The following is a 23,752-nucleotide window of genomic DNA, read 5'->3' as shown; positions in this document are numbered from 1 at the left end:
GAGGAATTCATTTCCTCTGCGAAGTTAAAAAGCGAAGCTTTCCCACAAGTGAAACGAAGTGGCGCGGAGCCTTTAGGGGATTTGAAAGGACACTTGTGTCCTTCATCGCAAAGAGGAATTCATTTCCTCTGCGAAGTTAAAAATAAAAGAAAGCCTTCCCACAAGCAAATGCTTTTTGCACCACGCTGTGTTTGTGAATAATGCTTTGTAGTTTGAAACTTAAGAGATAAGCAGTCTCTATTTATAAAGAAAGGCTTTGCAAGTAATGGATAGCTATGCTTGTGTGCTTCTTTGTAAAATAAAGCCAAAACAACTTAAAAATTCTCTTTTTATTTTATAAAGCCCTAAAAGTTATTTTATGCACTTGTTTTGTTATAATAAATAAAATTTTTTAATAAGGGATAATATGAGATTGGCATTTTTGCTTGTATGCAGTGCAATTTTTTTTAGTGGTTGTGTTTATCATAATAGATGTGGCTTGAGTGCTTCTGATTGGGAGGATAAGGGCTATTATTATGATTCGCAAGGAAATTATAAAGAAACATGCCCTGATGATATGCTCCTTTATAAAGATAACGCCCCAAGAAATACTAATGGAATTAGCGAAGATGAATCTGAAGTCTATTAAAGAGGAGCGTGAAGCCTCACTAGGCTATAAGCATATTTTACCTCTTGTAGAAGAGCTAAAAAAGATTAAAAAAATTGAAAAATCCGAGCTTATGGGTGCAAAACTATCTTTTAAAGAAGCAGTGGAGATAGAATTACCTAATGCTTCTAAAAAAACTTTAGAGCTTATTGGGGCTGTTGCTAAAAGCCTTATTCCTTGGAGAAAGGGTCCTTTTAAAATCAATGAACTTGTTATTGATAGTGAGTGGAATAGTTCTATAAAATACAATCTTTTAGAACCCCATTTAAATCTTAGGGATAAAGTAGTTGCAGATATTGGTGCTAATAATGGATATTATATGCTACAAATGCTTTCAAAACAACCTGCAAAAGTGATAGGGTTTGATCCTATGCCACTTTGTAAGTTGCAGTTTGAATTTTTAACCTCTCTTATAGGTGAAGTTCCTTTGGTGTTTGAAATGCTTGGCGTAGAGGATTTACCTTTTTATGAAGTGAAATTTGATGTAGCATTATGTCTTGGTGTGCTATACCATAGAAAAAGTCCCTTAGATTGCATTAAGCTTGTCTATAATTCTCTAAAAAAGGGAGGAGAGGCGATTTTTGATAGCATTATTATTCCAGGCAATGAGCTTGTGTGTCTTTGTCCGCAAGATAGATATGCAAAAATGCCTAATGTTTATTTTATTCCTACATTAGAAACTTTTAAAAATTGGCTTGTAAAATGTGGCTTTAGAGAGGTTTATCATATTGCTACATTAAAAACAGGAATAGAAGAGCAAAGAAAAACAGAGTGGAGCTCTAAAGAAAGTCTTGAAGATTTTTTAGATAGCACAAAAGAAAAGACGATTGAGGGTTATCCAGCACCCTTTCGGGCATATCTAAAGGCTAAAAAGCCCTAGATTTTAGAAAATTCCACTAATTTGGTTTGCGATTTTATCCTCCAACACAGGAATAGCTTCTTCTATGGTTAGATTTAGCTTTGTGGCTTCTGCAAAAAGAGTAGTTTGCTTTTCTGAATAGTCTGTTGTATAAATTTGTTCATTATAGTTTGTGCGGTTTTCGTTTAATCTTCCACCCCCTTGTGTATCTCTCACATCGCCTCCAAAGCTATTTAAAAATCCAGCTCTTCTGCCATCTTGAATACTAGCTTGGCGTGATGCGGAAGCGTTTGTGTTGATTGTCCCACCATCAACTTTTTGGCGAATATTAATATCTACTTGCATTTGATAGATGGTATCCTCTGTAAGTTTTCCAGCAATTCCACCTACTAATGCACCAGCAAGTCCTCCAACAACTGTTCCTGTCATGGAGCTATGGTTGTATGCACCCACGCCTGCACCTGCCATTCCACCAAGTGCAGCTGCTCCTGCTGCATTATTTTCTTGTTTGATATTGCAATAAAGCACATTGGCTTGTAGGATAAAGTTTGCCATTTTAGGATCATCTACGATGGTATATCCTTTAGCTTGTAGGCTACCTAAAACTTTTGGTAATAAATTAATATTTTGTCCGCTTGTATTACGCATAGCTACATAAATAGTTTGTTTGCTTTTAGCAACAGGATCTATAAAAATACTTTGGCTCATTGTAGCTTTGGTTTGCATAGTCGTTGTTACACAACCGCTTAAAAATAACACACATAAAAAACCTAAAAGATAAAAGCGTTTCATTTTATTTCCTTAGTAAAATAGTTAATTTAGGCAATTATATCTAAAAAATAGAAACAAACAAGAATAAATTTTGCAATTCTTTTATCTTGTATTTTTTAGTATTTTTGCATTGTGGATATTCTACTATTAGCATTGTGGTTGGATACAAAGTATTTGTGTGGCAATCTAAAAAGTTATCTCACAATGATAGAAGCGAAGCTTTCCCACAAGTGAAACGAAGTGGGACGGGGGCTTTTTGCACTGCACTGCGTTTGTGGATAACGCTTTGCTTGTATGGTGGGTGCAGGGAGTGGAACTCCCGCTCGCGTAAAGAGGAATTCATTTCCTCTGCGAAGTTAAAAAGCGAAGCTTTCCCACAAGTGAAACGAAGTGGCGCGGAGCCTTTAGGGGATTTGAAAGGACACTTGTGTCCTTCATCGCAAAGAGGGGCTTTGCTCCTCTGCGAAGTTAAAATAATGATTACTTCATTGCCTTGCTCCTTACAATGATACAGTGTGTGGCTTTATATGTCAGTGCAATAAAGGGTTTTTTTAGGAGTCATTGCGAGGCGATGTAATCGCCGTGGCAATCTAAAAGAATTATCAAGTGTCTAAATAAGTTCTTTAAGCTACCACAAGCTTGTAGCTCTTGTAGTGATAATGTAAGTTGTTTGCAAGGTATGGAAAAGAAATTTTCTTTTGCAAAATTAATAGAAAGTTAAACATTAAAACGGAAATGCATAATGTCCCCATCATTTACAATGTAGTCTTTACCCTCAACCCTCATAAGTCCAGCTTCTTTGCATTTTGCCTCTCCACCTTGTTGGATAAAATCGTTATAAGAGATAACCTCTGCTCTAATAAAGCCTTTTTCAAAATCTTTATGGATTACTCCAGCAGCACTTGGGGCTTTATCGCCTTTATGGATTGTCCAAGAACGCACTTCTTTAACGCCTGCTGTAAAATAGCTAATTAATCCAAGTTTTGCAAAACCAAGTTTGATAATCGCATCTAAACCACTTTCTTTTACGCCAAGTTCTGCTAAAAACTCTTTTTGTTCTGTTTCATCTAAACTTACTAATTCTTCTTCAATTTTGGAGCAAAGTTTAATCACTTCTGCATTGTTTTTTTGTGCATGGGTTTTTAAAGATTTTACAAAGTTATTATCTTCCAACAAAGAAGCTTCATCTACATTTGCACCATAAATAATGTCTTTATTGGTTAAAAAACGAAGCTCTTTATCTAAGAGTAAAAAGTTTTCATCATCTTTTTTGCTGAAATTTCTTACTGCTTCACCCGCTTCAATATGCACTAAAAGTTCTTTAGCGATTTCTAGCTGTGCTAGGGCTTCTTTGGAGGTGCCACTTTTAGTGTTTTTAGCTAACCTTTCTATTCTTTTTTGTAGAGTTTGCATATCAGCAATTAGAAGCTCTGTTTCTATAATCTCTACATCGCGTAAGGGATCAATACTGCCTTCAACATGAGTGATATTGCCATCTTCAAAGCATCTTACAATATGTAAAATAACTTCAGTTTCTTTGATGTTTGCTAAAAATTGATTGCCAAGCCCTTCTCCTTTGCTAGCACCCTTTACTAATCCTGCAATATCTACAAATTCCACTTGGGAATGCACAACTTTTTCAGGATTTACAATTTTTGATAATTCATCTAAGCGATTATCGGGCACAGGAACGATTGCTTTATTAGGTTCAATCGTGCAAAAAGGATAATTTGCAGATTGTGCATTTTGTGTTTTTGTAAGTGCATTAAAAGTGGTGGATTTTCCAACATTTGGCAAACCAACAATCCCAATAGATAAGCCCATTATTTTTCCTTTATATTATTTTTAATAAATTCTATACAAGCTCTAACTCCAGCACCGCTTGCACCAAAAGGATTGGAACCCCAGCTTTTTTCTACATAGGCAGGTCCAGCAATGTCTAAGTGTAGCCATTTATCTTGTAGGTTTTGTGGGATAAACTCTCCTAAAAACATTCCTGCACTTATAGCACTGCCATATCTTGATGAGGGGATATTGCAAAGATCTGCTACTTCAGATTTGTATAATTTTTGCAAATAGGGATTAAAAGGTAAAATCGCACTTAGCTCCCCAGCTTGATTAGCACTCTCTATAAAAGAATTTTTTAACTTAGAATTGTAACCCATAACTCCAGTTGTATATTCCCCAAGTGCTACCACACAAGCACCCGTTAGTGTTGCTAAGTCAAGTAAATAATGAGGTTCTAAATCGCTTGCATAGCTTAGGCAATCTGCTAAGACTAGACGCCCTTCTGCATCGGTATTTCTTACTTCTATGCTTTTACCACTGCGAGAAATTAGAATATCATCAGGTTTATAAGCATTTCCGCCAATCATATTTTCAGCCAAACCTAAAATCCCATGCACTTCAGCCTCTAAGCCTAGCTTTGCAACACTTTGCATAATTCCAAGCACCGCACAAGCACCGCTTTTGTCTGCTTTCATGGTTGTCATATAATCTCCAGGTTTTAGGCTTAATCCTCCGCTATCATAAGTTAGTCCTTTGCCTACAAATACAAATTTGGGTGCATTTTTAGAATTTTTAGGCTTGTAGCTTAAATGCACCAAAAAAGGAGGATTAGAACTTGCTTTGGCTACTGCCAAAAACGCTCCCATTTTTTCTTTTTCTAAGCCCTTGGTGTCTAAAATTTTACATTCAAGATTGAGTTCTTTGGCTAGTCTTTGTGCGTCTTTGGCGATAAAATCAGGAGTAGCTTGCATAGGGGGAGTATTAATAAGTTCGCGTGTATAATTTACGCTTGAGATGATTACATTAGCCTCTAAGATTACTTTTTCTAAATCTTTTTGGGAAACTTTTGTAGAATTTAAATAAATCTCTTCTAAAGTAGTTTCGCTTTTTTTCTCTTTAAAGGTTTCAAAGCTATAGTTTCCAAGTAAAATTCCCTCACAAATCTCTCTTGCTTCTTTTGTGTTTTCTATATTAATGCTTAAGGTTTTAATATTTAGTTTTTTAAGAGCATTGATTGCGTTAAAAAAGGCATCTCTTAAAGTGTTGCAAAAAGCATAAGAACTCTCTTCAATGCTTACAAAATATACATTTCCATATGGAATGAAAATATTTCCTTCTCCTTTATAGTTTTGGAGTTCTAAAAAAGCTTTTTGATCTTTTGTGAGAGTTTTTGGAAGTTTTTTGTTTTTGATAATGATAAGGCTTACATTGCCTTTTTTATTTCCTGCTAGAATTTTCATTTGGATTCTCCTATAATTTTCTTTTCTACTTTTTTGGTAACTCTATGGAGGTAATAATAAATTCCTCCGCCAACAATAATAGCAAAAGGAATTGCTACATAATAATGCTCTTTGCCATATTTTACGAGTGCTAAAAGTTCTTCACCAAAGAAATAAGCAAGTGTTATTGTGATACCTGCCCAAACCATTGCACTAATAAGATTGATAAAAGCAAAAGTTTTTGCACTATATCTTGTAACGCCAATACTCATAGGTATTACAGTTCTCATTCCATAAAGATAGCGTTGCACAAAAATAATAGGCCAGCCATATTTTTGCAACAATAAATGTGCAAAGGCAAATTTTCTACGCTGTGTTTTTAACCGTTTGTAGATAAATTGTTTGTTGTAACGCCCAATATAAAAATAAACTTGATCGCCTACAAAACCGCCAAGCCCCGCTACTATAATAGCGATTGCAACACTCATATGTCCTGTATGACACATAATTCCTGCCATAATAAGTCCAAGCTCACCTTCTAGTGTGCTCCAAATAAATAGAATGATGTAACCATATTCTTGTAACCAAGTCGTAAAAAGCTCTTCCATTTTTGCTTCTTTAAGTGATTTTTAAAGCCTTGCATTCTAGCAGAAAAATACTTACAAACATACTAATTTGGCTCAAATCTTAGAGAAATTGAATTGACACAATGGCGTGTGTTTTTTGCTGTAAAGCCCTCTCCTCTAAAAATATGTCCAAGGTGTCCGCCACATTTTGCACATACTATTTCCGTGCGTCTGCCATCTTTGTCTAATTGTTCTTTGATGGCGTTTTCTATGCAAGAATCAAAGCTAGGCCATCCACAGCCTGAATGGAATTTATCGCTAGAGTGATAAAGAGGGTTTAAGCATTGTTTGCATAAATAAACCCCCTTTTCAAAAAAGTTTTCATATTCTCCGCTAAAGGGTGCTTCTGTGCCTTTGTGGATAATGACTGCTTTTTCTTCTTCATTTAGAGGTTGCATTTTTAGCCTTTATAAAATTTAATAATATTTTATCTAAGTTTTGTAAATTAATAGCTTATCTTTTAAAAAGAGTGCTTCCCAAACGCACCAAATTGCTACCGCATTTGATAGCTAGAGTAAAATCATCGCTCATTCCCATACTTAAGATTTTAGCTCCTTCTTTTTCTAATTTCTCATAAATACTTCTTGTAAGTTCAAAACTTTTTTGGATAATTTTTAAATCTTGTGTGTGTGCTCCTATGCTCATAAGCCCACATAGTTTAAGATTTGGACATTCCTCTTTTATTTTTAAATAGGATTCATAAGCAATTTCTGGCATAAAACCACTTTTGCTTTCTTCTTTTGCACTATTAACTTGTAAGAGGGTATTGAGGGTTAGATTTTCTCTTTGTAGTCTTTTTTGCAAATTAGTGGCAAGCTCTAAAGAGTGCAAACTTTGTAGCATAAAAGGTTTAATTTTTAAAAGTGCATTGATTTTATTGGTTTGCAAAGTTCCTATAAAATGCCACTCTAGCGGTTTATCTTCTAATTCTTTGCTTTTAGTCTCTAAATCTTGCACTTTATTTTCGCCAAAAGCCCTTTGTCCGCATTGGTAAAGTTCTTGTATATCTTCTTTAGTAGAATATTTACTAACCGCAACAAGCTTAATAATTCTATGTCTATCTACACTAATTCTTGCTTTTTCAATTTTTTCAATTGCTTCTAATAAATTTTGTTCTAATTGCATGAGTTTCCTTTAAGGGATTATTGTGCCATTAATAAGTCTTATAATATCATTATAAAGCCCAAGCCCCATAAGTCCAATTAAAAAAACCCAGCCCATCATCGTAAGGCGATAGAGAGTGTTAAGAGAAGGGATTTTTTTAGTTACCATTTCATAAAGCGTAAAAATAATATGTCCTCCATCTAATGCAGGAATAGGAAGTAGGTTTAAAATTCCAAGATTTACAGAAATTAAAGCGCTAAAAGCAAAAAGTGTAATAATGCCAAGTTCGCTTGCATGTTTGGTGATAGATACAATAGAAACTACCCCACCTACTTCACTTGCAGGCACAACACCAGTGATTAATTTTTCAATCCCTTTGATAATTAAATAGCTAGCTTCAAGAGTTTTTGAAAATGCTACACCAAAGCTTTCTGTAAGAGAATAAGAAACAACTTTAGCTTCCCCTTTTGCAGTAATGCCAACAAGAGGGCGGGAGATTTCTTCTTTAAAAATATTTTGGGATTTGCCTATTTGTGGAGTGAGAGTTACCTCATATTCTTTTCCCTCTCGCAAGATTACAAGCTCTATTGAGCCTTTAGAATTTAAAATGCCTTGATTTAGAGATTCCCAAGTTTTAATGGGTGTGTTGTTTAGTCTAATTACTTCGTCATTAGGTTTTAAATTAGCAATTTGCGCAGGAGAGTTAGGGACAATTTTCCCAATTATAGGTGCAAGTTCCTTTTGTCCTACAAGGGCAATAATCATATAAAGCAAAAAAGCAAGTAAGATATTAAAAAACGAACCTGCTGCTAAAATTACTAAGCGTTTCCAGCTAGAAATTCCATAAAGACTATCTTTATCATAGTTGCGATTCTTTGGATCTAAATCACTTTGTCCTTTGAGTTCTACAAAGCCTCCAAGGGGAATAGGACGCAGAGAGTATTCTGTGTCTCCAATTTGTTTTTTCCAAATTTTTTGCTTGCCAAAGCCTATGCTAAAAGCATTTACTCTAACTCCAAAAAGCCTTGCTGCTAAAAAATGTCCCAATTCATGAAAGAAAACTAAAAAGGATAAAACTAAAAGTGAAGTGATAAAACCCATAAAAAACCTTAACGCGATTTAGAATATAATTTTACATAATCATAGCCAGAATATAGCGTAATCGCTACTGCTATCCAAAGCACAAAAGGAGCAAAAGAATAATCCATAAGCAAAAAAGCAATGGCGGTAATTTGCACTCCAGTTTTATATTTGCCAAGATTAGAAGCAGCAACTTTAATTCCTTTAGAGGCTGCTACAACTCTTAATCCTGTGATAAAAAATTCTCTACTTAAAATCAAAAATACCGCCCATGCGTCGGCTCTATTCCATACTAAAAGCCCAATAAGCGCACTAAGCATCAAAAGCTTATCTGCTAGAGGGTCAAAAATCTCTCCAAATACGCTCATACCACCAAAATTTCTTGCGATGAAACCATCAAAAAAATCCGTTGCACTCGCAATGCAAAAAGTTAGTGTTGCAAAGTAATTAATCCAAGTAGGATGGATAGGAGGAGGCAATAAAATCCCTCCATACAAAATAATACACAAAAGCAAAAATGCCAAAAAGATACGCAAAAGAGTTAATATATTAGGTAAATTTTTTAGCTCTAGCATTTATTTAAAGCTTGTTCCTCCATCAATTACAATTGTTTGTCCTGTAAGCCAAGCACTTGAGTTACTATCACATAAGAACAAGCAAGCTCCTGCGATGTCTTTAGGGTCGCCCATACGATTTAGAGGGCTTTGCTCCTGCACTGCGGCTTTGATTTGTTCATAATCTGGAAATGCTTTTAGTGCATCTGTATCAATAGGGCCACCACTTACAGCATTTACGCGGATATTAAATTCTCCTAGCTCCATTGCAGCATATTTTACCATGGTTTCAACGGCATTTTTAGAGTTTCCATGTCCTGCATAGTTTGGCATATAGACTAAATTTCCAGTAGAGCTTAGAGAAATAATGCTTCCTCCGCCTACTTTTTGCATTCTTTTTGCAGCTTCTTGAGCACCTACTACAAAGGCCAAAACCGTTGCTGTATAGATGTTATTTAGTCCTTTGGGCTTAAGACGCATAAAAGGGGCAAATCCACCTACAACGCTTTTGCCATAAATAATAGCATTGCTAATAAAAAAATCCACTCTAGGAAAATCTTCATCAATTTTTAAAAATAACTCTTTGTAGGTTTCTGGCTCTAGCACATTAAGCGGGTAAGCTTTGGCTTTGATTCCATATTTTTCTTCTACATCTACAATGATTTTTTGAGCTTCTTCTTCATTTTTGTTGTAAGTAAAAGCAATATTGGCTCCATTTTGTGCAAAATGATAAAGTATAGCTTTTCCTATACCTCGTGTTGCACCACTAATTACAAGTGTTTTACCTTTGATAGTTTCTAGCATTTTTTCACCTCATACTTTGTTAAGATACTTTCTAGATAACGCATGCTCTCATTGCTTGGTGGCACAAGAGGCAAGCGGTATTCTAATGTCTGCAATAATCCACATAAATACATTGCTGCTTTTATGGGAATAGGGTTGCTTTCAATAAAGAGTGCTTTATTGATTAAATAAAGCTCATTATTGATTTCTTGAGATTTTTTATAATCGCCCTCTTTTAAGATTGCATGCGTAAGCTGTGAAATTTTATCAGGAAGTAGGTTGGAAGTAACTGAAATCACTCCTACACCTCCACAGCATAAAATGGGATAGTTAATCGCATCATCTCCGCTTAAAATGGCTAAATTTTTTTCTTGTGTGTTTAAATCAATGATTTTTTCAATATTTCCACTCGCTTCTTTAACGCCATAGATATTTTGAACTTCTCTAAAAAGTCTTAAAATCGTAGCAGTTTCTAGGCTAACTCCAGTGCGTGAGGGGACATTATAAAGCATTAGGGGAATGTCAATAGAACTTGCAATAGTTTTATAATGTTGGAATAATCCCTCTTGTGTGGGTTTATTATAATAAGGAGTAACGCATAAAATTGCATCTGCTCCATATTTTTGTGCAAATTTGGCAAGCTCTATGGCCTCGTTTGTTGAGTTGCTTCCTGCACCTGCTAAAACTTTAACATCTATACCTTTCTCTCTATTTTTTTTGCAAACACTCAAAGCGACTTCAATACATTCTTTATGTTCATCATGGCTTAAAGTGGCTGATTCCCCAGTTGTTCCAACAGGAACGATCGCATCTATTCCATTATCAATTTGTCTTTGGATTAAGCACTCATAAGTGTTTAAATCTAATTTTCCATTTTTAAAAGGGGTAACAAGAGCTGTCATTGCCCCTACAACTTCGTTTGTTAATTGCATTCTTTCCTCACTTTTGCAAAGTTAAAATAGAGGCTTGTTGTAAATTAAAATATTCTTTAGCAACTCTAGTAATATCTTCTAATTTCAAAGCTTCAAAGTTCTTTTCAAAATTTAGCAAGACTTCTAAATCTCCCCTTGCAGCATAACTTCCAAAAAGATTGGCTACACTGCTGGAGCTTTCAAGCTCATTTAGAAAACTTGCTTTCATATTTAACTTTACTTTATCCAGCTCTTTTTGTGTGATTTTGCCTTGTTGGATTTTATCAATTTGGGCTAACAATTCTTTTTCTAGTTTTGCAAGACTAACTCCAGAATTCGCTAAAGCCATAAACATAAACATGCCCTCATCAATTAAATCCATATTATAAGCATAAACTTCGGCTGCAAGGCGTTTTTTATCTACAAGCTCACTAACAAGCTTAGCACTTCTTCCGCCACTTAAAATTTCTCCTAATGCACTAAGGGCAATTTGATCTTTGTGGTTAAAGGGTGGGATTTTAAAGCCTAGAGCCAAGATTTCTACTTCTGTGCTTTTATGGATAGCACTGCGTCTTAATCCATCTTGTTTGGGTTCTTTTGCATAAACCTGTGGAATTAAATCTTGAGTGTTTTTGATTTTTTCAAAATGTTTTTTTACTTCTTTTAAAGCCTCTTTTTCATCTACATCTCCAGCAATTACAATGATAGCATTTTTAGGTTGGTAGTAGGTTTTATGAAATTCTTTGATTTCTTCAATTTTCCAATTTCTAATATCATCCATGAAGCCAATAGGTGTCCAATGATAAGGGTGATATACATACGCAGTGTTAAAGAGCCTAAAATATAAATACCCCATAGGATTATTGTCTGTTCTCCATAATCTTTCTTCAGCAACTACATTGCGTTCAGGTTGGAATTCCTCATCTTTTAAACTAAGATTTTGCATAAGTTCAGAAAAGAGCTCTAAAGATTTTCCTAGATTTTGCGTGCTTGATTTAATATAATAATGTGTATAATCAAAACCCGTAGAAGCATTTGTAGAGCCTCCAAAGCCTTTAACGATTTTATCAAATTCTCCTGCTTTTAGGTTTTTACTAGATTTAAAATTTAAATGTTCTAGCATATGGGCTATTCCACTTTTTCCCATAGTTTCGTTGCGACTCCCTACTTTATAAAAAATATCTGTAGTGATTACATTGCTTTTATTTTTAAGGGGGATAATAATCACTTCTAAGCCATTTTGTAAAACATTTTTATAATGTTTTGGCAAAGATGATTGAAAAGATGTCTCTTGTGCCATTAAAACTCCTACAAAAAATATCAATAAACTAAAAATTTTTCTCATAATTTTGCACCTACTGCTAAAGCTATATTATCAAAGCCATCTTGTTGTAATAAACTTAGCAACTCTTGATTAATTGTTTGAACTACAAAAGGACCTTCATAAATAAAAGCGGTATAAATTTGCACCAAGGAAGCTCCATATAAAATCCGCTCATACGCATCTTTGGCATTGAAAATACCGCCTACACTAATTAAAGTTGCTTTGTTTTTTAGTATTTTACCTAATTCTTTTGTAATTTCTAAACTTTTTTGTTTTAAAACTGCTCCACTTAATCCACCTATTTCTTTAGGATTTGGCACAAGCGAATAATCTAGTGTTGTGTTTGTGGCAATAATTCCTTTAGCCCCATTATTAATTGCTTCATCGGTTAATTCTAAAATATCTTGCATAGGTAAATCAGGAGCAAGTTTTAAATAGATGGGTTTTTGATAAACCTTGCAGAGCTCTACAATAAGTTCTTTTACAAAGCTTTTATTTTGTAAAGCTCTTAAATTAGGAGTATTTGGAGAGGAGATATTGATACTTAAATAGTTGCTAAGATTTGCAAAATCTTTTGCAAGTTTTAAATAGTCGTTTAAAGCGTCTGCTTCAGGGGTGGTTTTGTTTTTGCCAATGTTAATTCCTAAAGGAATGGCAAAAGGATAGAGTTTTTGCACTCTTTTGGAGATTGTTAAAGAGCCTTCATTATTAAACCCCATAGCATTTTGAATGCTTTCTTCTTGAATATGTCTCCATACTCTAGGTTTTGGATTTCCGCTTTGTGGTTGTGGAGTAACTGCACCAAGCTCTAAATGTGAAAAACCTAATGCACAAAGTGGTCTTATCATCGTGGCATTTTTGTCAAATCCAGCTGCAAGTCCAATAGGGTTGTGAAATTGCATTCCATCAATGTTTTGTGTCAATGTTTTGTTTTCTACCTCTGTTTTTTTAGATAAGTAGGACAAAATAGGAGGAAAAAAGTCAGCAATTTGGCACATTATATTGGCTAATGTGTGAGCTTTTTCGCAATCTAATTTAAAAATATAGGGGCGTATAGATTTGTAATAAGACATTCATACCTCTTTTGCATAACAATTGCTTAAATTGTAGCATTTTTTATTTAATGTAGCATAAAGCTTTTTGGATTTTTGTTCTTAAATAAAAAACTTAAAGTGATTGGATAGATTTAATTTTTTATACAAGAAGAGAAGCTGTATTTAAATAGGTGGCTTGCAATGCTTTCTAAAATGTGCGTGAATTTGATTTTGATAATACTTTGCATAAAAATTGGTAACATGCTAAATGATAGATTTTTTATGGTTTATCATAAATTTTATAGGAGTATTAATAGTTTGAAAACTTAACAAAAATTTTATAATTTTCAAAAAGAATAATCTTGGCTATCAGTATCTTTCTTGTATGGATTTGGCGACAATCATTAGTCTTATTTAAGATGGACTATAAATTTTTAATGAATTTAAATAAAAATCATTGAAGAGATATTTAAAAGCAATGGAAGAATTAAATAAAACATTTAATGAAAAGTTTTTTGGGAGATTGTTAAAGATTAAGGGAGTTACTAGGAAGTCTATTGCAATTAATCACAATTATAATAGCAAAATACCAAAAAAGATAAAGTTATCTAGAATTTATAGAAGCTTTTAAAAGTTCAAGAGGAGGTATTTTGTGGAAGCTTGTAAAGAATATTGCAAGAGATAAAAACCAAAAGAAAAGTTTTTAGTTTTTAGTCTCTTGATTTTATTTTTTTTGTTAAAAGATATTGTTTATGTGGTTTTTATATTGAAAATTTTGCTTAAATAAGAGTTTAAATGGAAAAGCTATTTTATATCCTCTAAAGGAATATGGAGGTTTTTGGCAATCCCATCTAAAACACCGTTGATGAATTTTTTAGAATTTTCTGTGCCAAAATTTTTGGCAATTTCTATAGCTTCGTTAATAACAATAGCTCTATCTTGCTTAGCACATACAATCTCATAGGCCCCAAGGCGTAAAATTGCTCTTTCCATATCGCCAATTTTTGCAAAATCCCAACTTTTTAGTTGGTGGGCTATTCTTAAATCTAGCATGGACAAATTTTCAAGAACGCCTAAAAAAAGCCCTCTAGCAAACTCTTTTTGGGCATTTTTGATTTTTTGTTCTTCTAAAATCTCATCAAAAAATTTTCCTATTTCTTCATTTCCGCTTCCATAAGCATATAAAAGCTGGACTACTGCTCCTCTAGCTTGAGTTCTTGTTGCCATTTATGCTCCAATCTTGCGGTAAAGATTAACAAGCTCAATAAGCCCACTCATCGCTTCAAAACCTTTATTTCCTGCTTTGGTTCCTGCACGCTCAATAGCTTGTTCAATGCTATCAGTTGTTAAAACACCAAAAGTTACTGCTGCACCATAGCGGATTGTAACATTTGCAATCCCTTTAGTAGCTTCTGCGCTTACATAATCAAAGTGGGGAGTAGAACCTCTAATCACTGCCCCTAAACAACAAACCCCATCATAATCTCCTTGTGCTAAAACTTTTTCTAAAACAAAGGGGATTTCAAATGCTCCTGGCACTAAAATATGAGAGAGATTTTCCTCCTCGCCCCCATGACGCAAAAAGCAATCTCTAGCACCCTCAACTAAACGGTCTGTGATGAGGTGGTTAAAACGGCTTGAAATAATAGCAATTTTCTCATCGCCTAGTAATGATAAATGTCCTTCTATAATTTGCATCTTTTATCCTTTAATGATGTGATTGATTTCTAAAATCTGTGAAAGTAAGGTTTTTAGCTCGCTAGGAGTTAGCATATTAGGTCCATCGCTTAGAGCGTTTTTAGGATTTGTATGCACTTCGCTAAAAAGTCCATCAATCCCTACCGCACTTGCAGCCCTAGCTAAAAGAGGGGCAAATCTCGCATCTCCTCCACTTTTGCCTTTTGCACCTCCTGGCATTTGCACCGCATGTGTGGCATCAAAAATAACAGGTGCAAATTCCCTCATAATTGCAAGAGAACGCATATCTACCACTAAATTTCCATAGCCAAAGGTGCTTCCACGCTCACTTAGGTAAATTCCATATTCTAAAGATTGTTTAAAAGTAGCTTCCTCTCCACCTCTTGTTTTTATGGCTTTTAAAACAGAATATTGCATATCAAGAGGATTCATAAATTGTCCTTTTTTGATATTGAGCTTGCAAGAGCTTTTTGCAGCTTCTACAATCAAATCGGTTTGGCGACAAAGAAAAGCAGGAATTTGCAAAACATCTACAACCTTGGCTACTTCCTGAACCTGTGTGGTTTCATGGATGTCAGTTAGGAGTTTGTAGCCAAATTTTTGCTTGATTTTTGCTAGGCTCTCTAAGCCTTTTTCTAAACCTGGTCCGCGATAAGATTCTAAACTTGTGCGGTTTGCTTTATCAAAACTTGCTTTAAAATAAAAATCCACTTCTTTATTTTGGCTAATAGGTTTTAATGCTTCTGCAATTTCTTCTAAAATTTCATCATTTTCAATAACGCAAGGTCCTGCTATTATAATCATTATTTATCCTTTAATTAAATTAAATTCATGTTTTTTAAAATCATAACTATACACTTCTCCACTTTCAATAATATAGTGCCAACCATAAATATTGAGTGTGCGTGCTAGGTATTTTTCTTTAACTTGTGGATAGGTAAATAAGTTTGCAATTTGTTGTTCAATATTGAGTTGTTCTGTAAGGTAGGAACGCATAGTTTTGGTTTTGGGCTTTAGAGCTAGAACTTGTTCTTTTACTTTGTCTAGCAGTTTAAGCCAATTGCTGACATTTGGCATTTTGGTAAAATGCTCTTCTTCATAAAGGGCAGAGCAACCCCCACAATGAGAATGTCCGCAAATGATAATGTTTTCAACTTGCAACTCTAAAAGTGCATATTCAATAGCAGAAGTGGTGGCTAGGTATTCATCAGCTTTGCGATAGGGGGGGACGATATTTGCGATATTTCTTACTACAAAAAGTTCCCCTGGAAGCGTATTTGTAATGAGGTTTGGAACGACACGAGAATCTGCACAGCCCACAAAAAGCGTGTGTGGATTTTGCCCTTCTTTTAGGTTTTCAAAAAGAGTTTTGTAATTTTCAAAATCTTCTTCTTTGAATTTAACCGCACCTTCAAATAACATATCAATAGAATGTTGTGCCACAGATTTCCTTTATGGTTTTAAATTTGTAATATTTCCTAATTTTTCAGAAACATCTTGCCCTATGCTATAAAGATAGAGTTCTACGCGACGATTTTTGGCTTTTAAATTTGGGATTTGATTGCTTACAACAGGGGAAAATTCTCCCTCGCCTCCTCCACTAATTCTCTCTTTTGCAACCCCTTCTGCTTTTAAAAAATCAGCAACATTAATCCCTCTTGCAATAGAAAGCTCTAAATTGTCTTTAAATTGTGCGCCTTGTCTCATAGGTGTATCATCAGTATGTCCGATAGCTTTTATTAAAACTTCTTTTGGAAGTTTATTGAGTTCAACACTTAAGCGTTTTAAGAAAGAGATTCCACTATTTTGTGTAAGCACAGCACTTCCATTTTCAAACAATAAAGCATCAGGAATGCGGATAATTACTCCTTTTTCAGACTCTTCTAATTCTACAGCAGGACCCTTTGCAAGACGATTAACCTCATTATAATCAGTAATTAAACTTGCAAAAATATTTACAACATTATCCATTTCAATGTCGGTTTCAATGGGGGTTGCTTTTACAATGGAGGGGGGATTAATTTGTGTCATAGAGCCTTTTTCTAAAACTGATAGAGAGCCTTCTAGAGAGCCGATAGCTTGTGCTATTCTTTCTTTATCAAAGCTAGCCATTGAAAGCAAAAGGATAAAAAATGTAAGAATTAAAGTAACCATATCTCCATAGGTTCCAAGCCAAAGAGGAACACCATTTGGACAATCACAAGGCGGACATTTTTTTTCTGCCATTTTTATCCCTTTCTTAGAAAATTTATTTCTTATTATAGCTTTTAATTGGTTATAATAAAATTTAAAATTCAATAATTTTGAAGGAAAATTTTTGAGTAGCATTATTGATTTTATTGTGAATTTAGTAGGCGATCTTGGTTATTTTGGTATTTTTTTTATGATGTTTTTAGAGAGTAGTTTTATCCCTTTTCCTAGTGAAGTGGTGATGATACCTGCTGGATATTTAGCACATAAAGGCGAGATGAACTTGTTTTTGGCTATTGTAAGTGGTGTGCTTGGCTCTCTTGTGGGGGCATTGCTAAATTATTTTTTAGCACTTTTTTTAGGAAGGGCATTTTTAATTCGCTATGGAAGATATTTCTTTTTTAAAGAAGAAACGATGCAAAAAATGGAAAGCTTTTTTAAAAAGCACGGACATATTTCTACATTTAGTGGGCGTTTAATACCTGTTATTAGACAATATATTTCTTTGCCTGCTGGAATTGCAAAAATGAATTTGGCACTTTTTTGTTTTTATACGAGTTTGGGGGCTGGAATTTGGGTAGTTATTTTGGCATTTCTTGGATATTTTCTGGGGCAAAATGAAGAGTTAATCAAAGAGTATTTGCATTTAATTACGCTTGGGCTATTAGTTTGCATTACGCTTTTAGTAGCTTTTTATGTTTGGTGGCAAAAAAGAAGAGCTATTTAGCTTTTAGGTAGTAATCATACCATTCTTCTAGCGTGTAGAGACTCCATAACATCTTTGCTCTTTTTTCTTCACCATATTTTTGTGTATTAAAGCAAAGATTATGGATTTCCTCTTTGCTAAGAAAATCGTATGCAATTTTACTATTGTTTAAGCGTTCTAAAATAATGTCTTTTAAATCGTGATTTACCCAATCTTTTAAAGGAACTTCAAAACCTCTTTTTGGAGCATTTATTATTTCTTTATCTAGGTGGATTTGTGCAAGTTGCCTTAAAAGATATTTTGTGGTTTTGCCTTTTATTTTAAGTGTATCACTTAAGCGTGGTGCAAATTCTATCATTTCTTTAGATAAAAAGGGAGAACGCCCTTCTAAAGAATTTGCCATGGTAGCAATATCCATTTTAGGCAATAAATCACTAAGCAATAAATTTTTAGAATCTAAATAAAGCATTTGTGAGAGCTTAGAGAGAGGCGAGTTAAAAACCTCTTCTAATTCTTTTTGAAATTCTTTGTTATAGGCATTTTCAAAATTAAAATATCCGCAAAAAATATCTGTTGTGGCATGAAGATAGTAGGATAAAAAATCATTTTGGTAAGTTTTTGCCATTTGCAAAAGGCGGTAAAAATAATTATAGAGCGACTTTTTTTCTTTGGGAGAAGGGAGGATATTGGATAAGAAGCCAAAAGGCTTGATTTTTGAAACTAATAAATGTCCCACATAGCGTCTATATCCACCAAAAAGCTCATCAGCTCCATCTCCATTTAAAATAACACTTAAATGCTTTTTGGCTTCTTTGGCAACATAAAAGCTTGGGATTGCAGAGCTATCTGCAAAAGGGCGTCCATAGTTTTGTAAGATTTTATGTATGTCGTTTTTAAGGTGGGGGGTGATTTTTAGTGTGGTGTGGTTTGTGTGAAAGGTTTTGGCTGTAATTTCTGCAAGATGGGATTCATCATAACTTCCGCTAAATGAGATAGTAAAGGTGCGTAAATTTGGTTTAATTTTAGAAGCTAGTGCAACAATTAAAGAGCTATCAATCCCGCCACTTAAGAATGCTCCTACTTCTAAATCTGAAGATTCTATGCGGTTTTGCAAACTGCGTATTAAAATTTCTTCACAAAGTTTAAGAGCCTCTTTTTCATCGGTAATTTTTGGTTTTAGATAATAATCTAAAAGATTGAAATAAGGCTTTATGCTAAAGTGATGCGAAGATAAATCATATTCTCCATAAGTTCCATTAGGCAAGGAATGGCAGTTAAGATAAGGGGTGCCATCATGGAAGAAAAATCCGCTTTGTAGAAAGAATTTTAAACTTTCATAATCTATTTGTGGTTGTTTAAAGCATAAAAGTGTGTTTAGCTCACTACCAAAGGCTAAAGAATCTTTATCTTGATAGAAAAAAAGAGGCTTTTTTCCCATTCTATCGCGTGCAAAGAAGATTTTTTGTTTTTGTCTATCATAAATAGCAAAAGCAAACATTCCATCTAGTTTTTCTAAAAAGTTCATTCCGTATTTTAAATAGAGTGCTAAAAGGGTTTCTGTGTCGCTACTGCTTATAAAATTGTCCGCCAGTTCTTTTCTTAGCTCTTTGTGATTATAGATTTCTCCATTAAAAACAATGATAGCGTGATCTTTTTGCATAGGTTGGTGTCCGCTTGGGCTTAAATCTTGAATAGAAAGCCTTGCATGGAAAAAAGAGATTAACCCCCCTTTGCTTTCCTCATAAAAGCAACCGCTATCATTAGGCCCACGGTGTGCCATAAGGGGATAGATTGTTTCAAGAGAAATTTTGTTTAAATTAATACTGCCTGCAATGCCACACATTTTATTCCTTTTTGACTTTGTAGATTAAAAGATTGGGTTCATCTTTTATAAGTTCCATAGTTTTATTTTCTTTGAAAATTATCCATGAGATGATATTACTATAAAAATAATCATTGTCTAACAAAAGAGTAAAATTTTGCCAATGGATTTTATTTAGATTTAGTCCTGTTTGTGTTTGCAGGGTATAAAAATTCTCATAAATAGAATAAGTTTTGTGGGTAGTGGGGAGATTTTTAGAATCTGTTTGCAATAAAAAGAATTTATCTTTATGTTTTTTGCCATTGATGATATTAAGCGAGGAAAAAGAATCAATATTTTTAGTTAAAGCAAGCATTTGTGTAGGTAAAATCCAATAGACATCTTTTTTGGGGATTAATAAAGCTTCCTTTTGGTTTAGGATTTCTTTAAAAGAGTTGGGATTTGCTTTGTAGTCTTGTAATAAATTTTCATAAAGAAAGTTCCATTGAGATTTTGGAAGATTTTCCATTTTGCTAGCTAGAGCTAAAGAGAGATTTTTGGCTAGATTGCTTGATGGGCTAAGCAAGATTAGTGAGAGAGGATAGTTGATATTTCCAGAGTGTCTTCCACCATCTAAAAGCAAAGTTCCTTTAGTAAAATAGGAGAGTGCATAGCCATAATCCCACCAAGAAAATAAAATATCCCCTTCTTTTAAGTCTTTATCCAATGCTTTAAAGCTTGAAAGCGTGGCATTGTCTAAGATGGGTTTTGGAAGAGTATAGGAGAGATTAGACACAATTAGAACAAAGAAAATGGCACTAAGTGGGAGGGTAGTGCTTTTAAAAAATCTTTCTAAAAAGGCACAGGAAACAACAAATCCTAAAGATAAAATAGGGGCTAAAAACATACTAAAACGCACGCCAAGCTTTAAAGAGGCAAAACCTAAAAGACAAAAGGGGAGCAAAAGCAAAAAAGGATAAAAAGATTTCTTACTAAAAAAATAAGCTCCTAAGAGTAAAAATCCAAACATTCCCAAAATAAAGCCTAATAAACCATTAGAACGCACAATAAGATTTATAAGATTAGTAGGAGTTGTTTCTAAAATACTAAAAACAACAGAAGCATAAATATAGTGCTTAGAATATTGTGTTTGTGAAAAAAAATAAGCCTTAATTTGTGAAAAAATGGGATTAAAAAGTCCAAAATAAAAACTAAAGATAAGAGCAATTAAAAAGCTTAAGAGAATAAGGTTTTTGTGGTTGCTTTTTTGAAGAAGAAGTAAAACAAAAAGCATAAGAAAGCCAAAATAAGAAGGAGTTAAAACAATTAAAAATAGGGAAGAAATTTGTAAAATCTGAAAGAAAGAATAAGATTTTTTAAAAAATAAGAAAAAAGAAACACACAAATAAAGCAAAAAAGACAAAAAAAGAATGTTTTGGATACCATTATGCCAAAGTGTAGCTAGTAGTCCAAAAAGTGCAAAAAACACAAGAAATTTAAAATTTTCTCTTAAGAGATGTAAATATAAAAACAAAAGACTGAGCAAAGGTAAGGAAAGGATAAGCATATCTGTATCAAAGTATCCTGCACCTACGCGTTGGTAAAAATGGGGCGAAGTAAGAGCTAAAAAGGATCCTAAGAATGCTAGGATTTTTGAAGATAGCAAAGAGAGATTAGAATGGATTTTTAAAATCACAAAGCACCAAATATAAATAATAATCCCAAAACTACAAGAAGCAATAATGCTTAAAAAACTAAGTGTAAAAGATAGTCCAAAAAACTTTGCAAAAATTCCCGCAAATAAGGAAAGGAGAGGAATATTAAAATTAAAAGATTCTAAAAATTCTTTTGTGCCTTTTGCGTAAAAATATGAATCATAAGAGGTTAAAATCAGGCTATTTTCAAAAAAATTTCTAGAATCTTGTAAAAATTCTTGATAATCTAAAATATGAAAAAAAATATGAAAAAAAATAAGAAGACAAATAAGAAGAAAGTGTTGGTAAAAGGATTTGTCAGAAAAAGAAAGTAATTTTTGCAAATTCTTAAAAAGTCCAAAATCTCCCAAAAAGGAGAAAGAGAAATTATCTCTTTGAGAATTGTGGGCTTCTTCTTGCTTTGCGTTTTCCGTATTTTTTACGCTCAACAACTCTTGAATCTCTAGTAAGTAAGCCTTTTGGCTTTAAAATGCTTCTAAAGTTTGTATCGTAAGCTACAAGAGCTTTAGAAATACCATGTCTTAATGCTTCTGCTTGTGCAGAATAGCCACTACCCATTGTAACTGCTACAATATCTACACTCTTTTCTTGTTTGGTAAGTAGAAGGGGTTGCATTACTTTCATTTTAATAGCTTCATGTCCGCCTAACCAACTGTTTAAATTTGTGTCATTAATGCTTAGCTTTCCAGTTCCAGGAGTTAGCCATACTTTTGCGATAGCTGTTTTTCTTTTTCCGGTTGCATAAATTTTTGCCATTTTGTTTCCTTACTTTGTTACTTGTGCGGTGTGAGGATGGTTTGCATCACAATAAACTTTTAGCTTTTTAATCATAGCTCTACCAAGTTTTGTTTTAGGAAGCATACCGCGAACTGCTAATTTATAAAGCTTTTCTGGATGCTTTTCTAACATTTCTTTAAGAGTTTTTGATTTTGTGCTACCAAAGTAACCTGAATGCGTAAAATACTCTTTGTCTTCAAGCTTCATACCGCTAAATTTTGCTTTAGGAGCATTGATTACAATTACAAAATCTCCACAATCTACATTGGGTGTGTAGTTTGGCTTGTGCTTACCTCTTAGAAGAGTTGCGATTTCTGTGATAAGACGACCAAAAGTCTTGCCTTCTGCATCAAGAACAACCCAGTCGCGTTTGATTTCAGTGGCTTTTGCCATTTTGGTAATATTCATAATTTTACCTTTCCTAATTAAATTTGCTTAAATTTCTAAAAAATGGAGCTAGAATTATAACCAATAATCATTAAATATAGCTTAATTTAAGCTTTTTTTATGGTTTTTACAAGGAAATAAAAAAGTGCAAATTGTTGCTAAAATCTTGTGAATTATAGTGTAAAGTAGCAAAAATTTCTATAAAAAATAAATCCACACCATAAGGATTTGGAAGTTCAAAAATTATAGCTTTATAACCAAAAGAGCTAAATTGGTATTCAAACTCTCCTTTGTGATTGTTAAAAGTGATTTTTTTAAGCTTTAGATTGTCTTTTATAAGTTCAAGGAAGCTTTTTGTATGCAAGTTTAACCAAATTTGTTGTTGGTGCAAAGAGATTAAATGATTGTTGTGAGATTTTGTTTTAAAAGAGAGAAGCAATAAAGCACCTCCAATGATTAAAAGAACAAGCACAGGCAATAACACAAGAGCCTTTTTAAAGGACATAGGAAAATTCCTCAAAAAGCAAAAGATCGCTTAGGCATAATGTTTTGTCTTTTGTAGAGTTGTTTGTGCTACAAAGTGTGATGATAAAACCTAATTTGTGAGTTTTAATATTAAAACTTAGAATATTTGGGGCTAGAATTTCTATGTTTTGGTGGGTTTTTAAGAGCAGTTGGTTATCTTTTAGGAAGATTTTTGTTTGTGAGTTTTTGCCAAGAAGATAGATTTTTGGCGAAATTTTAATTTTTTCATTATTTTTTAGAGCATCTTTTATAAAAATGGGTAGATTTAAAGAAATATGCCTAGAATCTAAATCTAAAATTTTAGCTCTAAAGGTTTGTTTGTAAAAACTTTGAGAGTTTTGGTTTTCGTAAGTAAAAAGGGCATAATCTGCTCTTTTAAAAATACTGTTACAAGTATTGTGTCCTACAGTTTGTGGGAATGCTAAGATTTTTGCTTCTAATGCTTGATTTTTTAAATTTACAGATTCTAAAAAGCCACTAAAACAAGGATAGGAGTAACCATCAACAAGGGCAAAATCATTAAGTGGGATTAAAAATTCTAAAGAATTTTGCATAGATTGGATACTATTTGCCAAACCTAATCGTAAATGGTTTTTGAAAATTTGCAGAGAAGTTTTGGTTTGCAAGGTTAAAAAATAGTTTTCATCCTCTAAGTTTTTAAATTTTTGTATTTCTAAAAAGCTTGTGCTAAAAATTCCTATAAAAAGCCCAAAAATAAAGAGAACAATCAATGCTTCTAAGAGGCTAAAGGCTTTCATTGTAACTCTAAAACAAGAGGGGGTAGAGGTGTGGAAAAAGAAGAAAGATAAATACAATCTTTCCCTAAACTGTTACATAAAGAAACATTTTCCAAAAGCTTAAAATGGGGAATTGCAAGCTCTTGTGTATTTTTGTATTCCTTAAAATAGGAATTTTGCAAAAAGTTAGCCAATACAATACCGAGCAATACAAGAGCTAATAATAATTCTAATAGACTAAAGGCTTTTTTAAAACGAGACATTCACATTCCTTGCAAAATGAGTTTATTTAAAATA

The 23,752-nt window shown here is 33.5% G+C and carries 29 protein-coding genes; 5 read left to right on the top strand and 24 right to left on the bottom strand.

Going from position 1 to position 23,752, the window contains the following annotated elements; translation table 11 throughout:
- The 3 genes from B6S12_RS11055 to cmoB form a co-directional block, all read left to right on the top strand.
- Positions 1 to 201 (top strand): hypothetical protein (locus B6S12_RS11055; protein ID WP_220083640.1); only part of this gene is annotated, 201 nt, incomplete at its 5' end.
- 205 nt (positions 202 to 406) lie between these two features.
- Positions 407 to 628 carry a hypothetical protein gene (locus B6S12_RS04995; protein ID WP_111229712.1) on the top strand — a complete coding sequence of 74 codons (222 nt, stop codon included), beginning with the start codon at positions 407 to 409 and terminating at the stop codon, positions 626 to 628.
- Entirely contained in the window at positions 609 to 1,526 is a 918-nt protein-coding gene (cmoB, locus tag B6S12_RS04990; RefSeq protein ID WP_111229711.1) for a tRNA 5-methoxyuridine(34)/uridine 5-oxyacetic acid(34) synthase CmoB, read from the top strand. Before B6S12_RS04995 ends, cmoB begins: the two co-directional genes overlap by 20 nt.
- Before the next feature lie 3 nt (positions 1,527 to 1,529).
- Here cmoB and B6S12_RS04985 read toward each other — a convergent pair whose 3' ends face one another.
- Entirely contained in the window at positions 1,530 to 2,297 is a 768-nt protein-coding gene (locus B6S12_RS04985; RefSeq protein WP_111229710.1) for a complement resistance protein TraT, read from the bottom strand.
- Positions 2,298 to 2,383: 86 nt separating this feature from the next.
- Between B6S12_RS04985 and B6S12_RS04980 the strand changes: the two genes are divergently transcribed.
- Positions 2,384 to 2,785 carry a hypothetical protein gene (locus B6S12_RS04980; protein WP_111229709.1) on the top strand — a complete coding sequence of 134 codons (402 nt, stop codon included), beginning with the start codon at positions 2,384 to 2,386 and terminating at the stop codon, positions 2,783 to 2,785.
- Positions 2,786 to 2,993: 208 nt separating this feature from the next.
- Here the strand turns inward: B6S12_RS04980 and ychF are convergent, their stop codons facing one another.
- The 16 genes from ychF to B6S12_RS04900 form a co-directional block, all read right to left on the bottom strand.
- Positions 2,994 to 4,100 carry a redox-regulated ATPase YchF gene (gene ychF / locus B6S12_RS04975; protein ID WP_111229708.1) on the bottom strand — a complete coding sequence of 369 codons (1,107 nt, stop codon included), beginning with the start codon at positions 4,098 to 4,100 and terminating at the stop codon, positions 2,994 to 2,996.
- Positions 4,100 to 5,524: a leucyl aminopeptidase gene (locus B6S12_RS04970; protein WP_111229707.1), complete on the bottom strand. Its 1,425-nt coding sequence runs from the start codon at positions 5,522 to 5,524 to the stop codon at positions 4,100 to 4,102. Before B6S12_RS04970 ends, ychF begins: the two co-directional genes overlap by 1 nt.
- The gene (locus B6S12_RS04965; protein ID WP_111229706.1) at positions 5,521 to 6,111 is read right to left on the bottom strand and encodes a DedA family protein; all 591 of its coding nucleotides are present in this window, start codon (positions 6,109 to 6,111) and stop codon (positions 5,521 to 5,523) included. The genes B6S12_RS04970 and B6S12_RS04965 overlap by 4 nt, the downstream gene beginning before the upstream one ends.
- A 62-nt stretch (positions 6,112 to 6,173) precedes the next feature.
- Entirely contained in the window at positions 6,174 to 6,527 is a 354-nt protein-coding gene (locus tag B6S12_RS04960) for a methionine-R-sulfoxide reductase (RefSeq protein ID WP_111229705.1), read from the bottom strand.
- Positions 6,528 to 6,582: 55 nt separating this feature from the next.
- Positions 6,583 to 7,254, bottom strand: coding sequence for a YggS family pyridoxal phosphate-dependent enzyme (locus B6S12_RS04955; protein ID WP_111229704.1), 672 nt, complete (start codon positions 7,252 to 7,254; stop codon positions 6,583 to 6,585).
- A 9-nt stretch (positions 7,255 to 7,263) separates the two neighbouring features.
- Positions 7,264 to 8,334, bottom strand: a complete 1,071-nt coding sequence (gene rseP, locus B6S12_RS04950) for an RIP metalloprotease RseP (protein WP_111229703.1) — start codon at positions 8,332 to 8,334, stop codon at positions 7,264 to 7,266.
- An 8-nt stretch (positions 8,335 to 8,342) separates the two neighbouring features.
- Complete coding sequence (pgsA, locus tag B6S12_RS04945) at positions 8,343 to 8,888, bottom strand: CDP-diacylglycerol--glycerol-3-phosphate 3-phosphatidyltransferase (RefSeq protein WP_111229702.1); 546 nt, start codon at positions 8,886 to 8,888, stop codon at positions 8,343 to 8,345.
- Positions 8,889 to 9,671, bottom strand: a complete 783-nt coding sequence (locus tag B6S12_RS04940) for an enoyl-ACP reductase (RefSeq protein ID WP_111229701.1) — start codon at positions 9,669 to 9,671, stop codon at positions 8,889 to 8,891.
- Positions 9,665 to 10,582 (bottom strand): 4-hydroxy-tetrahydrodipicolinate synthase, encoded by a 918-nt coding sequence (gene dapA, locus B6S12_RS04935; RefSeq protein WP_111229700.1) that lies wholly within the window; start codon positions 10,580 to 10,582, stop codon positions 9,665 to 9,667. The genes B6S12_RS04940 and dapA overlap by 7 nt, the downstream gene beginning before the upstream one ends.
- A 7-nt stretch (positions 10,583 to 10,589) precedes the next feature.
- Positions 10,590 to 11,861, bottom strand: a complete 1,272-nt coding sequence (locus B6S12_RS04930) for a M16 family metallopeptidase (RefSeq protein ID WP_111229713.1) — start codon at positions 11,859 to 11,861, stop codon at positions 10,590 to 10,592.
- A 41-nt stretch (positions 11,862 to 11,902) separates the two neighbouring features.
- Positions 11,903 to 12,958 (bottom strand): quinone-dependent dihydroorotate dehydrogenase, encoded by a 1,056-nt coding sequence (locus tag B6S12_RS04925; RefSeq protein WP_111229699.1) that lies wholly within the window; start codon positions 12,956 to 12,958, stop codon positions 11,903 to 11,905.
- A 765-nt stretch (positions 12,959 to 13,723) separates the two neighbouring features.
- Positions 13,724 to 14,146 carry a transcription antitermination factor NusB gene (gene nusB, locus B6S12_RS04920; protein ID WP_111229698.1) on the bottom strand — a complete coding sequence of 141 codons (423 nt, stop codon included), beginning with the start codon at positions 14,144 to 14,146 and terminating at the stop codon, positions 13,724 to 13,726.
- Positions 14,147 to 14,617 (bottom strand): 6,7-dimethyl-8-ribityllumazine synthase, encoded by a 471-nt coding sequence (gene ribH / locus B6S12_RS04915; protein WP_111229697.1) that lies wholly within the window; start codon positions 14,615 to 14,617, stop codon positions 14,147 to 14,149.
- A gap of 3 nt (positions 14,618 to 14,620) precedes the next feature.
- Entirely contained in the window at positions 14,621 to 15,421 is an 801-nt protein-coding gene (gene kdsA, locus B6S12_RS04910; protein ID WP_111229696.1) for a 3-deoxy-8-phosphooctulonate synthase, read from the bottom strand.
- 3 nt (positions 15,422 to 15,424) lie between these two features.
- On the bottom strand, positions 15,425 to 16,045 hold the full coding sequence (locus tag B6S12_RS04905) for a carbonic anhydrase (RefSeq protein WP_245892531.1): 621 nt from the start codon (positions 16,043 to 16,045) through the stop codon (positions 15,425 to 15,427).
- Between the two features lie 24 nt (positions 16,046 to 16,069).
- The gene (locus B6S12_RS04900) at positions 16,070 to 16,843 is read right to left on the bottom strand and encodes an OmpA/MotB family protein (RefSeq protein WP_111229694.1); all 774 of its coding nucleotides are present in this window, start codon (positions 16,841 to 16,843) and stop codon (positions 16,070 to 16,072) included.
- A gap of 91 nt (positions 16,844 to 16,934) precedes the next feature.
- Here B6S12_RS04900 and B6S12_RS04895 point away from each other — a divergent pair, with 91 nt between their 5' ends.
- Positions 16,935 to 17,534, top strand: a complete 600-nt coding sequence (locus tag B6S12_RS04895) for a DedA family protein (protein ID WP_111229693.1) — start codon at positions 16,935 to 16,937, stop codon at positions 17,532 to 17,534.
- On the opposite strand, the gene asnB is transcribed toward B6S12_RS04895, so the two are convergent.
- The 7 genes from asnB to B6S12_RS04860 form a co-directional block, all read right to left on the bottom strand.
- Positions 17,527 to 19,356, bottom strand: coding sequence for an asparagine synthase (glutamine-hydrolyzing) (gene asnB, locus B6S12_RS04890; protein ID WP_111229692.1), 1,830 nt, complete (start codon positions 19,354 to 19,356; stop codon positions 17,527 to 17,529). The genes B6S12_RS04895 and asnB overlap by 8 nt on opposite strands.
- Position 19,357: 1 nt before the next feature.
- On the bottom strand, positions 19,358 to 21,457 hold the full coding sequence (locus B6S12_RS04885) for an STT3 domain-containing protein (protein ID WP_181450956.1): 2,100 nt from the start codon (positions 21,455 to 21,457) through the stop codon (positions 19,358 to 19,360).
- Entirely contained in the window at positions 21,396 to 21,785 is a 390-nt protein-coding gene (gene rpsI / locus B6S12_RS04880) for a 30S ribosomal protein S9 (protein WP_111229690.1), read from the bottom strand. Before rpsI ends, B6S12_RS04885 begins: the two co-directional genes overlap by 62 nt.
- A gap of 9 nt (positions 21,786 to 21,794) precedes the next feature.
- Positions 21,795 to 22,208, bottom strand: a complete 414-nt coding sequence (gene rplM, locus B6S12_RS04875; RefSeq protein WP_181450958.1) for a 50S ribosomal protein L13 — start codon at positions 22,206 to 22,208, stop codon at positions 21,795 to 21,797.
- Positions 22,209 to 22,320: 112 nt separating this feature from the next.
- A complete protein-coding gene (locus B6S12_RS04870; protein ID WP_111229688.1) occupies positions 22,321 to 22,698 on the bottom strand; it encodes a hypothetical protein in 378 nt (125 codons plus the stop codon).
- The gene (locus B6S12_RS04865) at positions 22,688 to 23,476 is read right to left on the bottom strand and encodes a hypothetical protein (protein ID WP_111229687.1); all 789 of its coding nucleotides are present in this window, start codon (positions 23,474 to 23,476) and stop codon (positions 22,688 to 22,690) included. The genes B6S12_RS04870 and B6S12_RS04865 overlap by 11 nt, the downstream gene beginning before the upstream one ends.
- Positions 23,473 to 23,718, bottom strand: coding sequence for a prepilin-type N-terminal cleavage/methylation domain-containing protein (locus B6S12_RS04860; RefSeq protein ID WP_111229686.1), 246 nt, complete (start codon positions 23,716 to 23,718; stop codon positions 23,473 to 23,475). The genes B6S12_RS04865 and B6S12_RS04860 overlap by 4 nt, the downstream gene beginning before the upstream one ends.
- Positions 23,719 to 23,752 lie beyond the last annotated feature (34 nt).

The organism is Helicobacter valdiviensis (genome assembly GCF_003245365.1).
GTDB classification, from domain to species: domain Bacteria; phylum Campylobacterota; class Campylobacteria; order Campylobacterales; family Helicobacteraceae; genus Helicobacter_D; species Helicobacter_D valdiviensis.
The sequence above is the reverse complement of the archived record's forward strand: the minus strand, read 5'-3'. Positions and strand labels throughout refer to the sequence as shown.